Raw genomic sequence first — 19,692 nt, 5'->3', positions numbered from 1 at the left:
GGGCACCGCCGGCCCGCGCGTACCATTCAGCGGTGGAGGTTCTGGAACCGGAGGAGTGGCGGGCGAGGGCGGAGGCCCACCGGCGCCGGGTCGAGGTGTGGGCGGAGCCGCACCTGGCGCGCAGGGCGCGGGGCGAGGCCCATCCCATCGAGGACTTCCTGTTCACCTACTACGGGCACCGGCCGGCGCGGCTGCGGAAGTGGCATCCGGGCGCCGGGGTGACCTTGAAGGGGGCGCGCGACTTCGGCCGCGACTACCTCGACACTCCGGAGGGGGCGACGCTCGACACCGCGGCGCTGATGGACAGGCGCGGGTCCTCCATCGAGTGGATCATGCGGTTGCTGGCCGCCACCGCGGCACGGCCGGGATACTTCGGCTGCTTCGGCCTGCACGAGTGGGCGATGGTCTACAGGACCACGGAGGTGCGGCACGGCTCCTGGCCGCTGCGGCTCAGCGGGGAGGAGATCGCGGAGGTGGTGGAGCAGAGGGGTGTGCGGTGCGGCCATTTCGACGCGTTCCGCTTCTTCACCCCCGAGGCGCGCCCGCTCAACGTGCTGCAGCCGACTCGGGAGCGGCAGCCGGAGCTGGAGCAGCCGGGGTGCCTGCACGCCAACATGGACCTGTACAAGTGGGCGTACAAGCTGTCACCGCTGGTGAGCGGTGAGCTGGTCGCCGACTGCTTCACTCTGGCCCGCGACATCCGCGCGGTGGACATGCGAGCCAGCCCGTACGACCTGAGTTCGCTCGGTCAACGGGCGATCCGGATCGAGACGCCCGAGGGACGGGCCGAGTACGCCGCCGAGCAGCGGGGGTTCGCCGAGCGGGCGAGGCCGCTGCGGCGGCGCCTGCTCGACTCCTGCGAACGGCTGCTCGCCGGCACCCGCCCTTCCTGAACCCGCCCTTCCTGAACCCGCCCTTCCTGAACCCGCCCTTCCTGAACCCGCCCTTCCTGAACCCGCCCTTCCTGAACCCGCTGCTCCTGAGCCGCCACTTGTCCTGACCCGCCGCGAGGCCGCAGGTGCCGCCAGGGCCCCTGTGCCCGGGACGCCGGGGTGCGTTCGGCCGAGCACGGCCCATCCGGTGTCATCGGGGCCCCCGCCCCTGACCGGCGAGGGCCATGGTGCTGAAACTTACATCAGCCCTGGCCGGCCCCTGCGCGATGATCCCGCAAGGTTTCAGGAGGCAGGGACAAAGGTTGGGACATGTGCCGGTTCTGTACCCCCGAGCCGGACAACCGAAAGTTTCTGGGCGACCTTGACGTATTTCGGGAAGGTTTCCACACTGAGTCCCCAAGGCGTCCTCCCACGGCCGGGTCGGTGGTGCGCAGCAGGGCCGTCGCCTGCGACGCCCCGATGGTGTGCCTCCCCCGAAATGGGCGCGGCGTCGAGTTCGCGGGGGTGTCCCCCACGTTCCCGCTTTCCCGTGACGCAGTTATGGAGTCTCAGACATGGGCACAAACGCCATACCCCCGCCCGGCACCCGGCGACCCCTCGGGGGCCTCCGCCGGGCCCTGGTCGCCGGCGCCCTCGGCACCCTCGTGCTCGGCACGCTCACGGCGGTGACCGGCCAGGTCTCCGCCGGCGCCGCCTCCGCCGGTGCCGCCGCCTCCACGCTGGGCGCGGCGGCCCAGCAGAGCGGGCGTTACTTCGGCACCGCGATCTCGACGAGCAGGCTCGGTGACTCGCAGTACACCACGATCGCGAACCGCGAGTTCGACATGATCACCGCCGAGAACGAGATGAAGATCGACGCCACCGAGCCCAACCAGAACCAGTTCAACTTCTCCGGCGGCGATCGGGTCTACAACTGGGCGGTGCAGAACGGCAAGCGGGTGCGCGGGCACACCCTGGCCTGGCACAACCAGCAGCCCAACTGGATGCGGTCGATGGAGGGCAACCCGCTGCGCCAGGCGATGATCAACCACATCAACGGCGTGATGAACCACTACAAGGGCAAGATCTACGCCTGGGACGTGGTCAACGAGGCCTTCGACGACGGCAACGGCGGCCGCCGCAACTCCAACCTGCAGCGCACCGGCAACGACTGGATCGAGGTCGCCTTCCGCACCGCGCGGGCCGCCGACCCGGCCGCCAAGCTCTGCTACAACGACTACAACATCGACAACTGGAGCTGGGCCAAGACCCAGGGCGTCTACAACATGGTCCGCGACTTCAAACAGCGCGGCGTGCCGATCGACTGCGTGGGCCTGCAGTCGCACTTCAACAGCCAAAGCGCCTACAACAGCAACTACCGCACCACCATCTCCAGCTTCGCCGCCCTCGGCGTGGACGTGCAGATCACCGAGCTCGACATCCAGGGCGGCTCGGCCCAGACCTACGCCGCGGTGACCAACGACTGCCTGGCCGTGCCCCGCTGCACCGGCATCACCGTGTGGGGCGTGCGCGACAGCGACTCCTGGCTCGGCGCCAACACCAGCCCCCTGCTGTTCGACACCTCGGGCAACAAGAAGCCGGCCTACACCTCGGTCCTCAACGCCCTCAACGCCGCCGACCCCAACCCGACCCCCACTCCCACACCGACCGTCACCCCGACCCCGACCCCCACACCGACCATCACCCCGACCCCGGGTCCCGGGGCGTGCGCGGCGACGGTCACGACGACCAACAGCTGGCCGGGCGGCTTCCAGTCGACGGTGACGGTCAGCGCGGGCAGCGCGCCGGTCAACGGCTGGACCGTACGGTGGACCTGGCCCGGCGGGCAGAGCATCAGCAGCCTGTGGAGCGGCCAGCACACCGTGTCCGGCTCCAGCGTGAGCGTCCGCAACGCCGCGTACAACGGCTCCATCGCGGCGGGTCAGTCGACCACCTTCGGCTTCACCGCCAACGGCACCGCGGCCACCCCCACGGCCACCTGCACCAGCCCCTGACCCGATTCGGACCGGGCCGTGGTTTCCACGGCCCGGCCCGTGCGCCACGTCACCTCTCCGGCTCACCCCACCCCCGTGGGGTGAGCCGGTTTTCCACTTCGGGGAGTGGTCCTTCCGGCAGCGGTCTTTCCGGGAGGGGAGCGGCGGGGCATCCGAGTCGGCGGACGCCCCGCCGCCGCTCATCGCCGGGGCTTTTGCGGAATCCTCGGCAGGACGTACGGCGGTCCGGAGAAGGCCAGGTCCGCCTTGACGACGTTGTAGGCGCGCTTGGGCCGGTAGGACTCGTCGTACAGGGTGGCCAAGCCCTCCGGGGGGTCGGAGAACCAGCCGGGCACCCAGGAGTGCCGGTCGGTGAACCCCCAGACGGTGTAGGACAGGCAGTGCCGGTTGGCCAGGCACGCCTGCAGGAGCACGCTGTAGTTCGACGCCGACGCCTGGAGGCGGGGATTGATCTCGTTGGAGTCGCCCGCACGCACCCCTTCGGTCATCTGGCTGCGCACGTCCACCTCGGTGAACGCCGTGGCGAGCCCGAGGTCGGAGAAGGCGTCGAGCACTTCGAGCGCCTGGAAGGCGTCGAAGTTGCCGTACTGGGTGCCGAGGTGTCCCTGGCTGCCCACGCCGTCGATGGGGACGCCGCTCGAGCGCAGCTTCCTGACCATGTCGTAGACGTACCAGGTCTTGTCGGAGGGGCCGCGGTCGCCGAACGCCTCGATGTTGTAGTCGTTGTAGAACAGCAGGGCGTTCGGGTCGGCGGCGCGGGCCCAGCGGAAGGCGTCGGCGATGTAGCCGGGGCCGAGGTGCTGCGCCCAGAAGCCCTTCAGGTGGATCGACGACGGGGTGTCCCACGGGTCGCTGGCCGCCTCGTTGACGACGTCCCACTGCGAGATCTTGCCCTTGAAGTGCTTGACGACGGTGGTGATGTGATCGCGCAGGATGTCGCGGAGCTGCGCCTTGCCGATCGTCCCGTCCTCGACGCCCTGGGTGAGCCAGGCCGGCAACTGGTTCTGCCAGACCAGCACGTGCCCGCGGACCTGCTGCTTGTTCTTGCGGGCGAAGTCGATCAGCTGGTCGGCCGGGGCCCAGTTGTACGTGCCGCGGGTGGGTTCGAGCGATTCCCACTTCATGGCGTTCTCGGCGGTGACGGAGGAGAACTGCGAGGCGGCGAGCGCGCGGTACTGCGGATCGGCCGTGTCGCGCAGGACGTCCATGTCGATCGCGGTGCCGATGGTGAGACCGTGGCGGGCGGCGAGCGCGCGCAGGCTCTGCTCGGCGACCGTGGGGCGCCGCTCCTCCGCCAGGACGGGAACGGCGTTCAGCGTACCGGCCAGCATGAGCGTGGTCGCACCGACGGTCAGGAAACGCTTCATAGAACTCCCTCGGGATCGGTCCCCCGAAACTTTCGGTTTATAAGCGAAAACAATCGTATTAAACCTTTCTTCAAGAAGAAAGGCCGATACCGGAACCCCGAAACATCGCGAAAATCAATCAGCGGGCGGGAGGCACCAGGTCGAGAGGGCGTCGGCGGCATCACGGCCGCCCGGTCCCGGACGGCCGGTGGCGCACTCCAAGGCGTCATCACCTGCTTCTCTGTCCCGTACCACTGGTGCGGGCGCGCCTGTGCCGCCAGGCCCGGCCCGCCGGTGTCCCTCAGGCTCGGCCGTACCTCGACGGGCCGGAGTCAGGGCGTGGTGGGAAATGAAACTTTCAAAATCACCGATCTTGCGGCGGCCGGGCGGCACCGCTGAACAACCTCGACACCGCGCGTCGGGTTTTCGCTGATGGAGAGGCTTATATCTTCCACGGCGGGAATGCGCCGTTCGCGGGTAACCGCATCCACGCGGCAGCGAGACGCCCGAAACTTTCTCGGCATGTCCTTGACACCTTTCCGGGCCTTTCCCACACTTGGGTGCCGAACGGGGCGCGCCGCCTTCACTCAATTGTTAGCGCAAACATACGGTGACCGCCCTTCTCGGGCCGGCGGCGGCCGTCGCGGCGATCACGCTCGGGGCGGTGGCGGCCGGAAGGGGGACTCTCGTCGGCGGGCCAGGTACGCAGCGGGACGAACAGCCACGGAAACCATTGAGCCGCCTCAGCCAGACCAGCTTCACCTGCTAGCAGCATCCGGATGGCACGATCTCGGGAGGGTCCGTGGTACGGATCGTCATGGCAATCGCTCTTCTCGGCTCGTCACTGGTGGCCGTGGCCGGGCAGGCCGCGGCCGGGCAGGTCGCGGCCGCGCCTGTCATCACCGTTTCAGACAGTGTGCGTTATCAGGAGATGGACGGCTTCGGCGTCTCCACGGCGTTCCGCCGGGGTGAACTGCTGCGCAACCTGTCGACGGCGCAGCAGAACGACGTCTTCCGCCTGTGGTTCGACCGCGAGACCGGCGCGGGGCTCAGCATCCTGCGCCTGGGCATCGGCGCCGCACCGGCCGGCAGCCCGTACGACAAGATGGTCTCCATCCAGCCGCAGAACCCCGGCGGGCCCGACGCCCCGCCGAAATACGTGTGGGACGGCGACGACGGCGCCCAGGTGTGGGTGTCGAAGGTCGCGCAGTCGTACGGCGTGAACCGCTTCTACGCCAACGCCTGGAGCGCCCCCGGCTACATGAAGGACAACGGGAGCGAGAACAACGGCGGCACCCTCAAGTCCGAGTGGCGCGCGGCCTACGCCCGGTACCTGATGCAGTACACGAAGTTCTACGCGCAGGAAGGTATCAAGATCACGGACTTGGGGTTCACCAACGAACCCGACTACACGTCGACCTACGAGTCCATGCGCTTCACCCCGGCCCAGGCCGCCGCCTTCGTCAAGGTCCTCGGCCCGCTCGCGACCGATGTCAAGATCGCGTGTTGCGACTCCTTCGGCTGGGACCAGGGCAAGGCCTACACCAACGCCATCGAGGCGGACTCCGAGGCCCGCCGCTGGGTGTCCACCTACACGGCGCACACCTATGCCAGCCAGATAACGAGCCCGCAACCCGGCAACAAGCGGACCTGGATGTCGGAATGGGGTCCCGACGGGAGCACCTGGAACGAGAGCTGGGACGACGGGAGCGGCCAGGACGGCTTCACCGTCGCCCAGGCCATCCACCAGGCTCTCACCGTCGGCAACGTCAGCGGCTACATCTTCTGGCTGGGGGGCTCCTCGGGAGCCACCCGGGCGCTCATCCAGATCGACCCGGCGGCGCGGACCTACCGCGTGTCCAAGCGGCTGTGGGCGATGGCGGGATACAGCCGGTTCATCAGGCCGGGCGCGGTCCGGCTCGGCACGTCGACGAGCAACTCGGCGCTGAAGGTGTCGGCGTTCCTCAACTCCGACGGGTCGAAGGTCGTCGGGGTGCTGAACACCGGCAACTCGGCCGTCACCTGGGACGGCCTGCAGGGCGGCACCACCGCCTACGTCACCGACAACTCCAACTCGCTCACGAGCGCCACGGTCACGGGCGGCGCCGTCACCCTCAGGCCGCGCTCCCTCACGACCGTCGTGATCGGCGGGCCCACGCCGACGCCTACCCCCACGCCCACGCCGACGCCGACGCCGACGCCGACTCCCACCCCGACCCCGACCCCGACTCCGACGCCCACGCCGACGCCGACTCCCACGCCGACCCCGACTCCCGGCCCCGGCGGGTGCACGGCGACGATCCAGACGGTGAACGACTGGAGCGGTGGCTTCCAGTCCAGTGTCACCGTGCGTGCCGGCTCCAGCGCGATCAACGGCTGGACGGTGAGCTGGACCTGGCCCGGCTCGCAGGCCGTCAACCAGCTGTGGGGAGGCGTACGGTCCGGCTCGGGAGCGGCCGTCACCGTCCGGAACGAGACCTGGAACGGCAGCCTCGCCGCCAACGCCACCACCACGTTCGGATTCACCGCCAACGGAACCGTCGCCACACCGGTACTGACATGCGGGGTCTCCTGACCCGACCGGCCCGACCGGCCTGACCGACCCGGCCGGCCCGACTGACCGGCCGGCCCGGCGGCGGCGCGCCGCCGCTCCCTCCGCGTGAGGGGGAGCGGCGGCGCCCTTCGCCCGGTTCGCGGCACCGGTGATACCACCGTCACCGTGCCGACGGCCGGCCGAAAGCGAGGTGTCAGCCCACGCGGCAGGAGACCGTCGGCCAGGTCCAGTCGCCGCCGTGCATGACGGTGAAGCCGAAGGTGTTGCCGCTGCCGTTGGGGCGCATCGTCATGACCTTGCCGCTGCCGTCCCAGGTCGGGCTGCCGTTCCAGGTGCTGCTGACCCGATGGGCGTTGCGCAGGGTCACCGTGACGATCCAGCTGTTGCTTCCCGAGACGTTGACCGACAGGTTGAACCGGTCGCTCCACTGCTGGCCGGCGGTGACGGCGGCCGTGCAACTGCCGCCCGGCGGGTTCGTCGGCGTTGGTGAGGTGGTCGGGGTGCCGCCGTCAGGTGCCACGGCCCTGCCGGTGGAGGGCGAGATCATGCCGGCGCACAGGTTGCGGCTCCTCAGGTTCGCGGCGATCTGCGGGATCGCGTTGAGCGTGGTCGCGTACTGGTCGTGCATCAGGATGATCTGGCCGTTCTGCAGCCGTCCGGCGGCCTGCACGATCTGGGCGGTGCTCGCGCCGTTCCAGTCCTGGGAGTCGACGTCCCAGATGATCTCGGTGAGGCCGAGCTGCTGCGCGACCGACCTCACGGTGGCGTTGGTCTCCCCGTACGGGGGCCGGAAGAGCCGGGGCGCGGTGCCCGTGGCCTGCTGGACGGCCTGCTGGGTCCGCTGGAGCTCCGACTGGATCTGGGAGCTGCTCATGGTGCCCAGGTGGGGGTGGGTGTAGCTGTGGTTGCCGATCCACATGCCGGCGTCCCGCTGGGCGCGGACCAGGGCCTGGTTGTTCTGGGCGTTCTGCCCGGTGTTGAACATGGTGGCCCGCAGGCCGTTCTGCCGCAGCGCGTTCAGCAGGTTGGCGGTGTTGCCGGGGTTGGGGCCGTCGTCATAGGTGAGCCCGACATATCCGGCGCTGCAGTCGGCGGCCTGTGCCGCGGGTGACGAGGTCACGGCGAGCGCCGCGCCGAGGACGGTGAGAAGACCCATCACGAGCGAACTCCGGATGCGTGAGCGGCGTACCCGGCTTCCGCCGGTGATGGTTGCGTTGTCGATCACTCTGTTCCTCCACTGGAACACCGATCGGTGGGGACGGACGCACGTACGGCTGCGGCGTAACGCGTACGGAATGCGCAAGACCGCGTTGAGCTGCGGTTCTGCCGCAAGGTCACCCGGGTGGGACGAGCGGGCCTGCCTGGTGAGTCATTCTGTGTATTGTCACGAAACCTGTCAAGAAAGCATCGAAATCTTTCGGTAACATCGGCCGGTCTTTGGCCGCGCCAAAGAAGCTTTCATTGGCCGGCCTCGACACGGATTGGCGAGCTAGGCGCGACGAACAGGAGAAATGCCCTTTCGGGGAATCGTAATCAAGATCATATTTCCGATATATTTCTGAAAGTTGTTGACAGCTCGGCGTGTCAAACCCACACTCTCACCATCGACAGGCCTCCAACCGCTGTCGATCCGGGTCACCCGCCGCGCGGCCTGGTCCTCCGGTCGTCGACCGCACGACGCCCGGCCCGCCCTGCCGTGTTGTACGACCCCGACGCGCGGTGGACGTCACCGTGGCCACCGCCCGCCCCGCCGGGTCGTATCACGCTGCCCGCCCCACCGGCCTTCACCAGGAGGAAGCACGCATATGAACGATGCCCTCGTCCCCCCGAAGAGCCGCGGGCGTGGTCGCGCCAGGCCGCTCGTCAGCCGTGTCTGCGCCGTGGCGCTGGCCATGGCCGTGGCGGTGCTGCCCGGCCCCGCCTACGCAGCCATCACCACCAACCAGACCGGTACCAACAACGGCTACTTCTTCTCGTTCTGGACCGACAGCCAGAACACGGTCTCCATGGAGCTGGGGTCCGGCGGCAACTACAGCACCTCGTGGAGGAACACCGGGAACTTCGTCGCCGGCAAGGGCTGGAGCACCGGCGGGCGCAGGAGCGTGAACTACTCGGGCAGCTTCAACCCGTCCGGCAACGCGTATCTCACCCTCTACGGGTGGACGAGAAACCCGCTCGTGGAGTACTACATCGTCGACAACTGGGGCACCTACCGGCCCACCGGGACGTACAAGGGCACGGTCACCAGCGACGGCGGCACGTACGACATCTACCAGACGACGCGGTACAACGCTCCGTCCATCGAGGGCAACAGGACGTTCAACCAGTACTGGAGCGTCCGCCAGTCGAAGAAGACCGGCGGCACCATAACCTCCGGCAACCACTTCGACGCCTGGGCCCGTAACGGGATGAGCCTGGGCAACCACGACTACATGATCCTCGCCACCGAGGGCTACCAGAGCAGCGGGAACTCCAACATCACGATCGGCGGTTCCTCCGGCGGGGGCGGAGGCGGTGGCGGCGGTGGCGGCGGCGGAGGCGGTGGCTGCACCGCGTCTCTCTCCGCGGGCGAGCAGTGGAGCGACCGCTACAACCTCAACGTCGCGGTCAGCGGTTCGAGCAACTGGACCGTGACGATGAACGTCCCGTCCCCCGCCAAGGTCCTCTCCACCTGGAACATCAGCGCGAGCTACCCCAGCGCCCAGGTGCTGACCGCCAGGCCCAACGGCAGCGGCAACAACTGGGGCGTGACGATCCAGCGCAACGGCAACTCGACCTGGCCGACGGTCTCCTGCAGCGCGGGCTGACCTCGGCCCACCCCTCGACGGCGCGGCGGCCCGACACCGCCGCGCCGTCGAGGACCACGCCGTTCGACCCGGGCACCTGACGCGAGCGTGCCCCGGACGCGCGCCGGTGCCGGGACACCTCGGTCGTCCCGCCCCCTGGTCTTCCGGCCGGATACGCGCTCGCCCGGCAGCCCGCCGGGATCCGGTCGGAAACGGTGGCCCCGCTCCACTGGGGAGTGGGGGCGGGGCCACCACCGTTTCGCCTGACCGCGAGGAACCTGACCACGAGGAACCTGACCGCGAAGAACCTGACCGCGAAGAACCTGACCGCGAAGAACCTGACCGCGAGGAAGCGGCCTTCCGCGCCGATGACGGCGCTGCCGGAGATCCCGCGGGCCCGGGAAACGAACGACACCGCGGGGCGTCCGACGTACGGACGCCCCGCGGCGGCGCTACCTGACAGGGCGGGCCGGGCCCGCCGTGGCGATCAGCTTCCGTAGACCTCGAAGTTGAACAGGGAGTAGCCCCACGCCGTGGCCCGGGTGGTGCCGTAGATGCGCACGTACCGGGCGGAGGCGCTCAGGCCGGTGTTGTCGTCCTCACCGCCGTTGCCGCCGGTCACCGACCTGACGTTGGTCCAGGTCGTTCCGTTGGGCGAGGTCTGGATCTGGTACGCCGACCCGTAGGCCGCCTCCCACACCAGGCGCACCCGGTTGATCGTGTACGTGGCGCCCAGGTCGACCTGGATCCACTGCGGGTCGGAGAACGCGCTGGCCCACCGGGTCGTCGCCGACGCGTCCACCGCGGCCGAGGCCGGGTAGGCGGCCGCCTCCACGCTGGACGCCGTCGCCGGCTTGTTCAGCGCGAGGTTCGACGCCGGCGGGGTGCCGCTGGTGAACGTGAAGGAGTCCACGTCGAACAGCGAGCCCGTGCCACCGGTGAAGACCAGGAACAGGGTCGTCGTCCCCGACGGCGGCGTCACGGTGCCGGTGACGTTGACCCAGGTCTCCCAGCCGCCGGTCGGCGCGACCGTGGCCGTGCCGATCACCGTCCCGGTCGCCGAACCGGCCCGCAGGGTGAGCGTGCCGCCGGTGCCCGCCGACGCGACCCGGGCCGTGAACGACGTGACCCCGCTCAGGTTGTACGGGGTGAACGAGATCCAGTCCCCGTTCTCGATGTGCCCGACCGCGTTGCCGCCGTTGGCCGACGGCTTGGCCACGATCTGCACGCCCTGCTGGGCGCCGTAGTGCTCGGCCTGGCGGGTCCGCGGCTGCAGGACGGCCTGCGGCGCGTGGACGGCCGTGGTCGAGCCGACCGGGGTGTACTCCGCGTCGAAGACGCCGAAGATGTTCGCGTTGGCGTCGTGCTCACCGTCCACGGGGGTCTGGATGGTGCCCGAGCAGCCGGTCGCGCTGGTCATCTGGTGGCCGTGGCTGTCGTGGCCGAGGATGTAGTTGATCTTCACCCGGCTGCAGTCGACGGTCGGGGAGTTCGGATCGGTGACGCTGATCTGGAACGGGACCGCGTCGCCGAAGTTGAACACCCGCCCGTTGAGCGGCAGGTTGAGGGTGACCGTCGGTTGCCCGACGCTGATCGTGGTGCTCGCCGTGGCGCTGCGGCCGGTGTTGTCGCTCACCGTCAACGTCGCCGTGTACGTGCCGTTGGCCGTGTAGGTGAACGACGGGTTCGCCGCGGTCGAGTCGGTGCTGCCGTTCGTCGTGAAGTCCCACGCGTACGTGATCGGGTCGCCGTCCGGGTCGGTGCTCCCGGCCGAGCTGAACTGCACGGTGAGCGGCGCGTTTCCGGCCTTCGGGTTGGCGTTGATCGCCGCGATCGGCGCCTGGCCGGTGCCCGAGTTGTACTCGATCCTGTACACCGCCGAGTTGGCGTCGCCGCCGAACCAGCCGGTGCCGTAGTCGAGCACGTACAGCGCGCCGTCCGGCCCGAACTCCATGTCCATCACCTGGGTGCCGGTCCAGGTGGGGAAGGGCTCGATCGAGCCCACCCCGCCACTGGCGTTCAGGGTGACCGTCTTGATCCACCGCCGGCCGAACTCGCCGATGAACACCTTGCCGTTCATCGACGACGGGAACTTCACGTCCGAGACGAGACCGGCGTCGTAGTTGTAGACCGGGGCGTTCATCGGCGACCAGCTTCCGCAGCACAGCTCCGACCGGTCCTGGCCGACCCCGTACGGCAGCCAGGCCGCGCGCGAGGCCGGGAGCTGGGCGATGCCGGTGTTGTTGCGCGAGTTGTTCGTCGGCCCGCCGGCGCAGTTGAACGCGGAGCCCGAGGGCCCGGACGGGAACGTGAAGTCGATGTACGGCACGTTGAACTGTGAGCAGTACGGCCAGCCGTAGAAGCCGGGCTGGGTGATGCGCTCGAACGAGACCGACGCCGCCGGGCCCCGGGTGGCGCTGGCGCTGCCCGCGTCCGGCCCGTAGTCACCCAGGTAGACGATGCCGGTGGCCTTGTCCACGTTCATCCGGAACGGGTTGCGGAACCCCATCGCGTAGATCTCTGGCCGGGTGTTCGCGGTGCCGGGCGCGAACATGTTGCCCGCAGGGACGGTGTAACCGCCGCCCGCGCTCGGCTTGATCCGCAGCACCTTGCCGCGCAGGTCGTTGCTGTTGCCGGAGGTGCGCTGCGCGTCGTAGGCCGGGTTGCGGTCGGTCCGCTCGTCGATCGGCGTGTAGCCGCTGGAGTCGAACGGGTTCGTGTCGTCACCGGTGGAGAGGTAGAGGTTGCCGGCCGCGTCGAAGTCGATGTCGCCGCCGACGTGACAGCACATGCCGCGGCTGGTGGGGACGTCGAGGACGGTGACCGCGGAGGCCGCGTTGAGGGTGTGGTCCGCGTTGACCGTGTACCGGGCCAGCCGGTTCACCCCGTTGAACGGGGCGAACTGGGCCGCCGTACCGGAGGCCGGCGCGTCACCGCCCGGGGTGGACAGCGGCGGAGCGTAGTAGACGTACACCCACCGGTTCGTCGCGAAGTTCGGGTCCGCCTTGATGCTCTGCAGGCCCTCCTCGTCGTGCGTGTACACCGGGATGGTGAGAGCCACCTTGGTGTTGCCCAGCACGTCGGTGTAGCGGATCACGCCGTCGCGCGACGTGTGCAACACGCCCCGGTTGGGCAGGACGGTGAGGCCCATCGGCTCGCCGGTCTCCGCCGCGCCCTTGGCCAGCGTCACCTGGGTGTAGCCGGGCGCCGCGAGGGCCGCGGGTGCCGCTGCCTTCGAGGCTGCCTTCGAGACGGTGCTCGGTGCGGCCTGTGCCGGTGGAGGACCCAGGCTGAGGGCGGTCGCCAGTACGGCGACGCATGCGACGAGTTTTCTTAACATGATCGGTGGTGCTCGCTTCCTGTAGTACGAGTCCATACAGGCGTGCGCCGATCACGCCAACGACGCGGAGAGGCGGGGGAATCCCTCGGCGACGTCGCTCGGACAAACTGTGACCGCTATGGGTAAAACAGTCAACAGTTCTCTGTCAGGGGTTGTGAGTGGCCTCGTCTTCGAGGCTTCGGGCGCCGCGGGGCTGTGACGAACCGTCAAGCGACCGCGTGCGGACACGTTGGAGGGCATCACGAAGGCGGCCGTCGCCGGCCGTCACGGTCGGCCATGACGCCATGACGCCATGACACTGGGGAGGCGGGGATGGCGCCGGGACGAGGGGGTCGTCCCGCTCGCCGGCCGGGGGAATCAGGTGGCGGTGAGCGCCGGTGCTGTCGGCGCGTACCGGCCTCCACCGGTAGGTGACGAGCGGGACCGGGTCGGCGGAGCGGTCGGCGTACGCCCTCGCCGACCCGGCTATCTCCCTTGCGCCGGCGGCGCGGCGCCGGCCTGGCGCCGCGCCCGCCGTCAGCAGGTCGCGGTGGTACGGATCGGCAGTCGCATGACGACCTCCAGGCGTTAGAGGGGGTGGGGGGTGTGGGGGGTGTGGGGGCTGGCCGATCACCGATCGCGGCGCGGGGCCGCGGTCGGTGGAAGCGCGTGGTCAGGTGCGGTGGTACGAGTACGGAGTGAGCCGGGGCCGTGGAAACCCGGTGATCGGTAGGGCCCGCGAGCCTGCCTCGACCGCCGTCGCCGTACGGTGCCGAGCCCTGCGGGTGAGGTGGTTCGCTCCCGGCCGCTCCGGCTCCGGCTCGACGGCCGCGCGCCCGCACGGTGATTCGAGTCTGCGATCGATCCCGGCCTCGGGCAGCGACCTCTCGCCGCGCGAGGGACGAAGAGTGCGGTGCTGCAATCGCAAATCGCTGCACCTCCTGAACTTTCGCCATCTTTGCGGCTCATTCGGTCATTCTGCTGCGATCTTAAAATGTTACGTGCAGGCTGTCCAGATGTTACGGCCGACTTCGTCAGACTTTCGTCGTGTCGCGACGAAAGTCCAATGTTGTTGGTCGAAACTCCATCCTGCGCGGCGCGGGGAGCGGTAAGCCCCGCAACATTCGCCCGGCACCGGGTTATGGAGCCACCGCGGCTCACGCACACCGCTCCAAGGGTGCACTGCTCCAACGGCGCGTCAGCCGGGGGATGAAAAAGGTGCGGTGTGTGCCCGCGGGGAATCGTCGCAGCGAGCGGACCCGCCACGACACGGACGCGCAGGGACGCGCCGCCGCCGGCGCGTCCCCGCGGCTGCGTCACCGAAGGGGTCTGACGGATCGGTCGCCGTACAGGACGCCGCGGCCGTAGCCACTGAAGTACACCTGGCCGTAGACGGCCGGGTCGCCGGTCAGCGCCTCGGGAACGCCGCCGAACCGGTGCCGGTCGTCGTTGATGCGTACCCAGCTCGCGCCGGCGTCGTCGGAGCGGAAGAGACCACGCTGCCCGCCGATCAGCGCGCCGGTGTACAGCGCCGGATAGGTCCGGCCGGGTGCCGCCTTGCCGAAGCCGATGTTGTCGGCCTGCTCCACGCCGAACACCCTGTGAACGTGGCCCCGGAGTCGGTCGAGTACCACAACCCGTAGATGGTCCAGGTGGCGCCGCCGGCCACCCAGACGTCGCCCTCGCGCCCGGGTACCGCCTTGACGCGCAGATTCCAGTTGGAGGCAGGCGGCGGTGGCGGTGAAGCTGGCCCCGCCATCGGCGCTGACGTGGAAGGTGCCGTTCGAGAATGCGTAGAACTTCATGGGATCGACCCGGTCCGACGCGATGATCGCGTTGGCGGGTACTCCGGTGGAGGGAGTCCAGGACGTGCCGTAGCCGACCGAGTGGACCACCTGCTGGCCCGAGTCGCCCGGCGCCCAGACGAACCGGCTGCCGTCGGCCGCGGCGGCGATGCTGCCGCCGGAGTTCACGCCGCTGGGCTCGACGCCCTGGAACCAGGTGACGCCGCCGTCTGTGGAGAACGCCGCATGACTGTCGCCGGGCCGGCCGGCGTCGTTGAAGTCGCCGGCCCGCACGATGACCTTCGGATTGCGCTCCGCGACGTCGATGCTCCTGGTGGTGGTGAAGGCCGGCGAAGTGAAGATCGTCTTCGGGGCCGCGTTCAGGTCGTCGTAGCGGAAGCCGCCCACATCGCCCATGGCGCTGAGCAGCGCGCCCCCCGGAGGCCTGATCAGGCCCTGAACCGCGCCTTCCTCCAGACCCTCGACCTCGGGAGTGATGGCGACGTTGCCCCCGGTGTCCCAGGCGCTTAGGTTCTTCGTGCCGGCGATGCCCGGGCCGCCGTTGAACAGCATGTGGTCGGAGTCGAACGGGTCGATCTCCATCGACGAGATCGCCTGACCGATCTTGGGCACCAGGATCGGCGGGTTGGACTGCTCGCCCATGGTGGCCCACGGTGTGTCGGTGACGTCGAACTCGTACCGCAGCTTGCGGTCGGGCCAGGCGCCCCAGTACCAGATGCGGCTCCAGGTGGTCCCGGAGTCGGTGCTACGCCAGATGATGCCGTCCGGCCACCATGACACCTGGGTACCGACCATGATCATGCCGGGACGGCGGTGGTCGACGGTCAGGCCGGAGTAGCCGAAGTAGTCGTCGCCGCCGGTGGAGGGGACGGGGCTGATCTGCGTCTACGCGCCGGTGACGGTTGGTACTTCCAGACGTCGCCCTTGCCGCCGCTGAACGGGCCGGTGGTGTCGCTGGTGGCGATGTACAGCAGGTGGTTGATCGGGTCCACCCCTCCCTTGTGCGGCAGGTACCCGGTTGGCGCGCCGGCCAGCGGAGCCCAGGTCGCGCCGCCGTCGGTGCTGCGGTACACCGATCGCCCTTGTCCGCGACGTCCACGTAGATGGTCTTGGTCCTGTTCCCCGCGCGGCCGGTGGTCTTGTCGAACGTCACCTAGACGAGGCCCGCGTCCTCCGCGCCGCCGGGCGTCTGCGGGTCGTCACCGGAGTGGGGGAAGCCGGTCACCCGCGCCTATCTCACCCCACCGTCGGTGCTACGCCACAGGCCGTTCCCGCTGGGCGCGGCCAGGTACAGGATGTTGTCGTTGTTCGGGTCCACCGCCAGTCGCTCGCCCATGGTGCGGCCCGGCATGTTGCCGCCCAGGTGGAACGGCAGGACCGTGGTCCTCCAGGTGTCGCCCTTGTCGTACGAGCGCAGGACGGCGCCGTTGTCGGGGTCCTGGTGTACATGCCGACGGCGGCCCACACCCTGTTCGCGTCGGCGGGGCTCGCGGCGACCGGCGGCGCGGACGACGTGATCGCGAGGGAAGCGCGCAGCACCGCCGTCATCAGGCAGACGACGATTCTGACGACCTCCCGCCGACCCGATCCGCTGCTCGTCATTCCGCTCCTCCTGATCGATGCGGGAACCCCGTGGCGCCGCCCGAACCGTCCGGGACGCGCCCCCCGGTGGCCGGGCGAAACCGGCCGATCGTGAGCCGGAGGCACGCGGACGATCCACGTGGATGTCCGCCGTGCGTCCGGGAGGTGGATACTGCGGCGTTCACTCCTTCGGCGCACGCCGGTCACCTTCTCCGTCATTTCTCTGGCGGGATGACGATGATGCCGTGGAGCAAATTCGATGTATCGAGACCCGTCAAGGGACGCTTGAGCCGCATTCTCCGAGCGTGGTAATCCACCGCGGCCTTACTGGTGCGTTTCCATCCCGCCCCGGAGACGCCGCGTTGTAAATTTCACCGCCAGGTGACCGAAGCGGTCACCCGTCGCGCCACGGCCGTACAAGGCTCTGCTGAGAAAACGTGCTCCGTGAAGGGGCGGCCGATTAGTCATACTTATGTCAGGGATCACAAAGAGGACCCGTCGTGACCGGGACTCCATGTGAGGGCGGATGCCGGCCGGGCCACGAGACGGAAGGGCCACGATGGTTCCCGACGTCGCGACCCCTCCAAGGAGGATCCACGCGATCATCACGACGGCGGCCAGGTAAAGCATTTTGCGGCCGGTTCGGGAGTAGCCTCTCAATAGTGGTCAGCGACCAAGGGCGGGGCGGAGTTGAACGAGAAAAATCAGAAGTCCCTGTTAACACTGTTGGCAGAGGTGTCTGCGATACTTGCGCTAGTTCTAGCGGCACCAGGGTTGCTGATTTCTTTCCTCGCGTACCAGAACGATCTTCTCCAGGATACGGCTGATCCGCAACTGCCCGTTGTTGCGAGTCCGAAAACCTCACCGTCTGCTACTAAAACCTCATTGCACGCTACTATGAGTGCCTCCGAGAACCCTAAGACGGGAGTGGTACGTTACGGCGGCATCTCTTCTTGCGACAGGAAGGCGGTGTTGTCTGCCATCGGGCAGCCCAGCCCTTCAGCCTGGTCATGTTCAATAGGTGACGGCTCTGAGGTCTCGTTCGATTCGCGTTGCACTTACGTGAAGAGCCGTGCGACGGACAACCATGTGGACTGCCCTGCTAACGCAAGAATTCCCAGCAGTAGTAACTCGTAAAGCGTTGTGCCCTTCAAGATTACGACCCTGGGCGAAGCACAGCGGATTTTTTATAGCCGTGTACGTCGGCGAGCGCCACCATATTGAAAAGCCGGGGACTCGCCCCAAGGTGTGGGCACCGGTTGTCATACGGCGAGCAGCACCCTATCGACGGTTTGCTGCTCGTAGTCGATCGGGTTCGGATAGCCCAGGGTGGAGTGTCTCCTGCGGATGTTGTAGTGAGTGATCCGCTTGAAGACGGCCAGGCGGGCTTCGCGCGCCGAGGACCAGTACGTGGCGCCCTGCAGCGTCTCGCGTTTCAACATGGTGTCGAACGTCTCTGCCGCGGCGTTGTCGCCGCTGGACCCCACGGCTCCCCTGGACTGACGCACGCGAGCTCGGCGCAGACCCTGGCGAACTCGGCCGAGGTGTACTGCTTCCCATGATCGGCACCACGTCCGTGGACGTGACCGATCGACAGTGAGCGGCGCGGCACCTGGGTCAACGACTGAATCGTCCCCAAGCAGGTGGCCCGCCTCGGTGAGCTGTTTATCCCGTTGGCCGAGCCAGTGAGGCGCCCCGGATCTTCCGGACACAACGTCTGATGGGGCGATCTGCCCTGATGGCGGCTATGCGGGCATGTATGTCACCGTTACGCAGATGGGCGGCGTCGACAACGACGAGATCAACGGAGTGATCGTATGGTCACGCTTGCTATACCGATTCACCGTCTGACGAGCTGGCCGAGTTCGAACTGGATGAAGCCGTGCTCGGGGCGCAATACGGCGTACACCAAGAAGGCGGTGGCAAGGATTTGGGGCGCTAGTGTGCGCATCCACGGGAAGCGCCCCTGATACCCGTAGAACAACGCAAGGCGCGGAATCGGTCTGATCTGGCGCCAAGTCCTAAGCTCGATGCCGAAGCCGACGATCGTGAGGATCGCCCACACAAACAACGAACGTTGCAGTGCCCACCATGCTGGACCTTGCCCGAGAGCCCAGTCCACCAGGACCTGGGCCAGAACCCCCGCTCCGTAGGCGAGTACCAGAGGCAGCGCCTTCCAGGGGCTGATCTGTCCCGGTAGTTCGCGCCAAAGAAGCCCAAGGACGAAACCCGCCATGAACCACACGACCAACTCACCGATAATCAAGCCCGTGATCGTGATGACGGCCAGCGCCCAACCGTCGTCGAGGTCTCCTCGCTGTGAGGATATATCCAGCCAGGTGAACCAGACGGTGGGTAACACGCCCAGCGCCAGTGCGACTCGTCCGCCGAAAAGCGCGTTGCGTCCCGCGTCCTTGTACGGGCCGTAGGCCCGGACGGTGCCGTAACCTCCAGAGGCCATCGTCCGCAAATCCATGAGCGCTTGACGGCCGGCTCGTACCACCGTCGCTCGCTCGGGTTCAGGTTGGCGCAGTACTGCCCACCTTCGGGTCTCCTGAAGGGTGATGGACAGTACAGGCGCGGCCACCAGGATGCTCAGCGGTAGCCACACGCTTGCCACGTAGATCTCCCATGTCAGCGTCGAGACGCAAAAGATCCAGATCACGGCGCGGCGATCGGGGCCGTTCAGGTCGGGCTCGGCCAGGGACGCCCGCTTACGCAGAACAGCGGCCAGTGCGATGATCGGCAGGACCCACAGGACATCGTCGAGTGCGATCGCCAACTCCCACGGAAACCAGGTGGCAGGGCCGCTAAGCGTCGCCCACGCGGCCTCGAAACTCGCCACGCTGGAGTTGTCGTATAGATACATAATGCGGATCGCGGCGTACCAGCAGATGACGACGGCGGAAAGCGCCGTGCCGATGAGGATCACCGATACGGCAGGACGACCGCGCCACTTCGGCTCCCGGATGGCGTTCACTAGGACCTGTTTTGTGGATCATCTGAGCCAGAGCAGTAGGCAGGCGATGGTCACGGCTGATCGGTAGTGGGCGGCGAGCTTGTCGTAGCGGGTGGCGATGCCTTTGAAGTGCTTGAGCCGGTTGAAGCAGCGTTCGACGACGTTGCGCCGCTTGTAGCGGATCGGGTCGAAGGCATGGCGGCGGTGTCCGCGGCGGGCTCGTCCGGCCAGTTGGTCGGCGCGCTCGGGAATGGTGGCGCCAATGCCGCGTCGGCGTAGGTAGGTGCGGATGGCGCGGGAGCTGTAGCCCTTGTCGGCGATCACATGGTCGGGCCGGGTGCGGGGCCGGCCGGCGCCGGTGCGGGGCACGCGGATGGCCTCCATCACGGCGGTGAACTGGGTGCAGTCGTTGACGTTGCCGCCGGTGAGCACGAAGGCCAGGGGCAGGCCGCGCC

At 68.3% G+C, this 19,692-nt stretch carries 13 protein-coding genes and 1 pseudogene; 5 read left to right on the top strand and 9 right to left on the bottom strand.

The window, feature by feature from the left end; genetic code table 11:
* Positions 1–32: 32 nt before the first annotated feature.
* Positions 33–893 carry a 3-methyladenine DNA glycosylase gene (locus tag AB0F88_RS23740; RefSeq protein WP_362687877.1) on the top strand — a complete coding sequence of 287 codons (861 nt, stop codon included), beginning with the start codon at positions 33–35 and terminating at the stop codon, positions 891–893.
* Between the two features lie 554 nt (positions 894–1,447).
* The gene (locus AB0F88_RS23735; protein ID WP_362687874.1) at positions 1,448–2,887 is read left to right on the top strand and encodes an endo-1,4-beta-xylanase; all 1,440 of its coding nucleotides are present in this window, start codon (positions 1,448–1,450) and stop codon (positions 2,885–2,887) included.
* Between the two features lie 179 nt (positions 2,888–3,066).
* On the opposite strand, the gene AB0F88_RS23730 is transcribed toward AB0F88_RS23735, so the two are convergent.
* On the bottom strand, positions 3,067–4,254 hold the full coding sequence (locus AB0F88_RS23730; protein ID WP_362687871.1) for an endo-1,4-beta-xylanase: 1,188 nt from the start codon (positions 4,252–4,254) through the stop codon (positions 3,067–3,069).
* 796 nt (positions 4,255–5,050) lie between these two features.
* Here AB0F88_RS23730 and AB0F88_RS23725 point away from each other — a divergent pair.
* On the top strand, positions 5,051–6,808 hold the full coding sequence (locus AB0F88_RS23725) for a cellulose binding domain-containing protein (RefSeq protein ID WP_362687868.1): 1,758 nt from the start codon (positions 5,051–5,053) through the stop codon (positions 6,806–6,808).
* A 172-nt stretch (positions 6,809–6,980) separates the two neighbouring features.
* Here AB0F88_RS23725 and AB0F88_RS23720 read toward each other — a convergent pair whose 3' ends face one another.
* Positions 6,981–8,012, bottom strand: coding sequence for a polysaccharide deacetylase family protein (locus AB0F88_RS23720; RefSeq protein ID WP_362687865.1), 1,032 nt, complete (start codon positions 8,010–8,012; stop codon positions 6,981–6,983).
* A 580-nt stretch (positions 8,013–8,592) separates the two neighbouring features.
* Here AB0F88_RS23720 and AB0F88_RS23715 point away from each other — a divergent pair.
* Positions 8,593–9,594 carry a glycoside hydrolase family 11 protein gene (locus AB0F88_RS23715; protein WP_362687862.1) on the top strand — a complete coding sequence of 334 codons (1,002 nt, stop codon included), beginning with the start codon at positions 8,593–8,595 and terminating at the stop codon, positions 9,592–9,594.
* Between the two features lie 466 nt (positions 9,595–10,060).
* Here the strand turns inward: AB0F88_RS23715 and AB0F88_RS23710 are convergent, their stop codons facing one another.
* The 4 genes from AB0F88_RS23710 to AB0F88_RS23695 form a co-directional block, all read right to left on the bottom strand.
* Positions 10,061–12,913, bottom strand: coding sequence for a carbohydrate-binding protein (locus AB0F88_RS23710; RefSeq protein WP_362687859.1), 2,853 nt, complete (start codon positions 12,911–12,913; stop codon positions 10,061–10,063).
* A 1,295-nt stretch (positions 12,914–14,208) separates the two neighbouring features.
* On the bottom strand, positions 14,209–15,498 hold the full coding sequence (locus AB0F88_RS23705; RefSeq protein WP_362687856.1) for a hypothetical protein: 1,290 nt from the start codon (positions 15,496–15,498) through the stop codon (positions 14,209–14,211).
* A 23-nt stretch (positions 15,499–15,521) separates the two neighbouring features.
* Positions 15,522–15,770 (bottom strand): hypothetical protein, encoded by a 249-nt coding sequence (locus AB0F88_RS23700; RefSeq protein WP_362687853.1) that lies wholly within the window; start codon positions 15,768–15,770, stop codon positions 15,522–15,524.
* Positions 15,771–15,928: 158 nt separating this feature from the next.
* Positions 15,929–16,162, bottom strand: coding sequence for a hypothetical protein (locus tag AB0F88_RS23695; protein WP_362687850.1), 234 nt, complete (start codon positions 16,160–16,162; stop codon positions 15,929–15,931).
* Between AB0F88_RS23695 and AB0F88_RS23690 the strand changes: the two genes are divergently transcribed.
* Entirely contained in the window at positions 16,145–16,393 is a 249-nt protein-coding gene (locus AB0F88_RS23690) for a hypothetical protein (RefSeq protein ID WP_362687847.1), read from the top strand. The two genes, AB0F88_RS23695 and AB0F88_RS23690, sit on opposite strands and share 18 nt — an antisense overlap.
* Positions 16,394–17,540: 1,147 nt before the next feature.
* On the opposite strand, the pseudogene AB0F88_RS23685 reads toward AB0F88_RS23690, so the two are convergent.
* The 3 genes and pseudogenes from AB0F88_RS23685 to AB0F88_RS23675 form a co-directional block, all read right to left on the bottom strand.
* A pseudogene (locus AB0F88_RS23685) lies at positions 17,541–17,845 on the bottom strand (integrase core domain-containing protein); the annotation flags it as partial.
* Positions 17,846–18,118: 273 nt separating this feature from the next.
* Positions 18,119–19,258 (bottom strand): DUF6185 family protein, encoded by a 1,140-nt coding sequence (locus AB0F88_RS23680; protein WP_362687844.1) that lies wholly within the window; start codon positions 19,256–19,258, stop codon positions 18,119–18,121.
* A gap of 18 nt (positions 19,259–19,276) precedes the next feature.
* On the bottom strand, positions 19,277–19,692 hold a 416-nt coding region (locus AB0F88_RS23675; protein ID WP_362687842.1), incomplete at its 5' end, for an IS5 family transposase.

The sequence above is a fragment of the Streptosporangium sp. NPDC023963 genome (assembly GCF_040639135.1).
Taxonomy (GTDB): Bacteria; Actinomycetota; Actinomycetes; order Streptosporangiales; family Streptosporangiaceae; genus Streptosporangium.
This window is presented reverse-complemented; position numbering and strand designations above follow the sequence as displayed.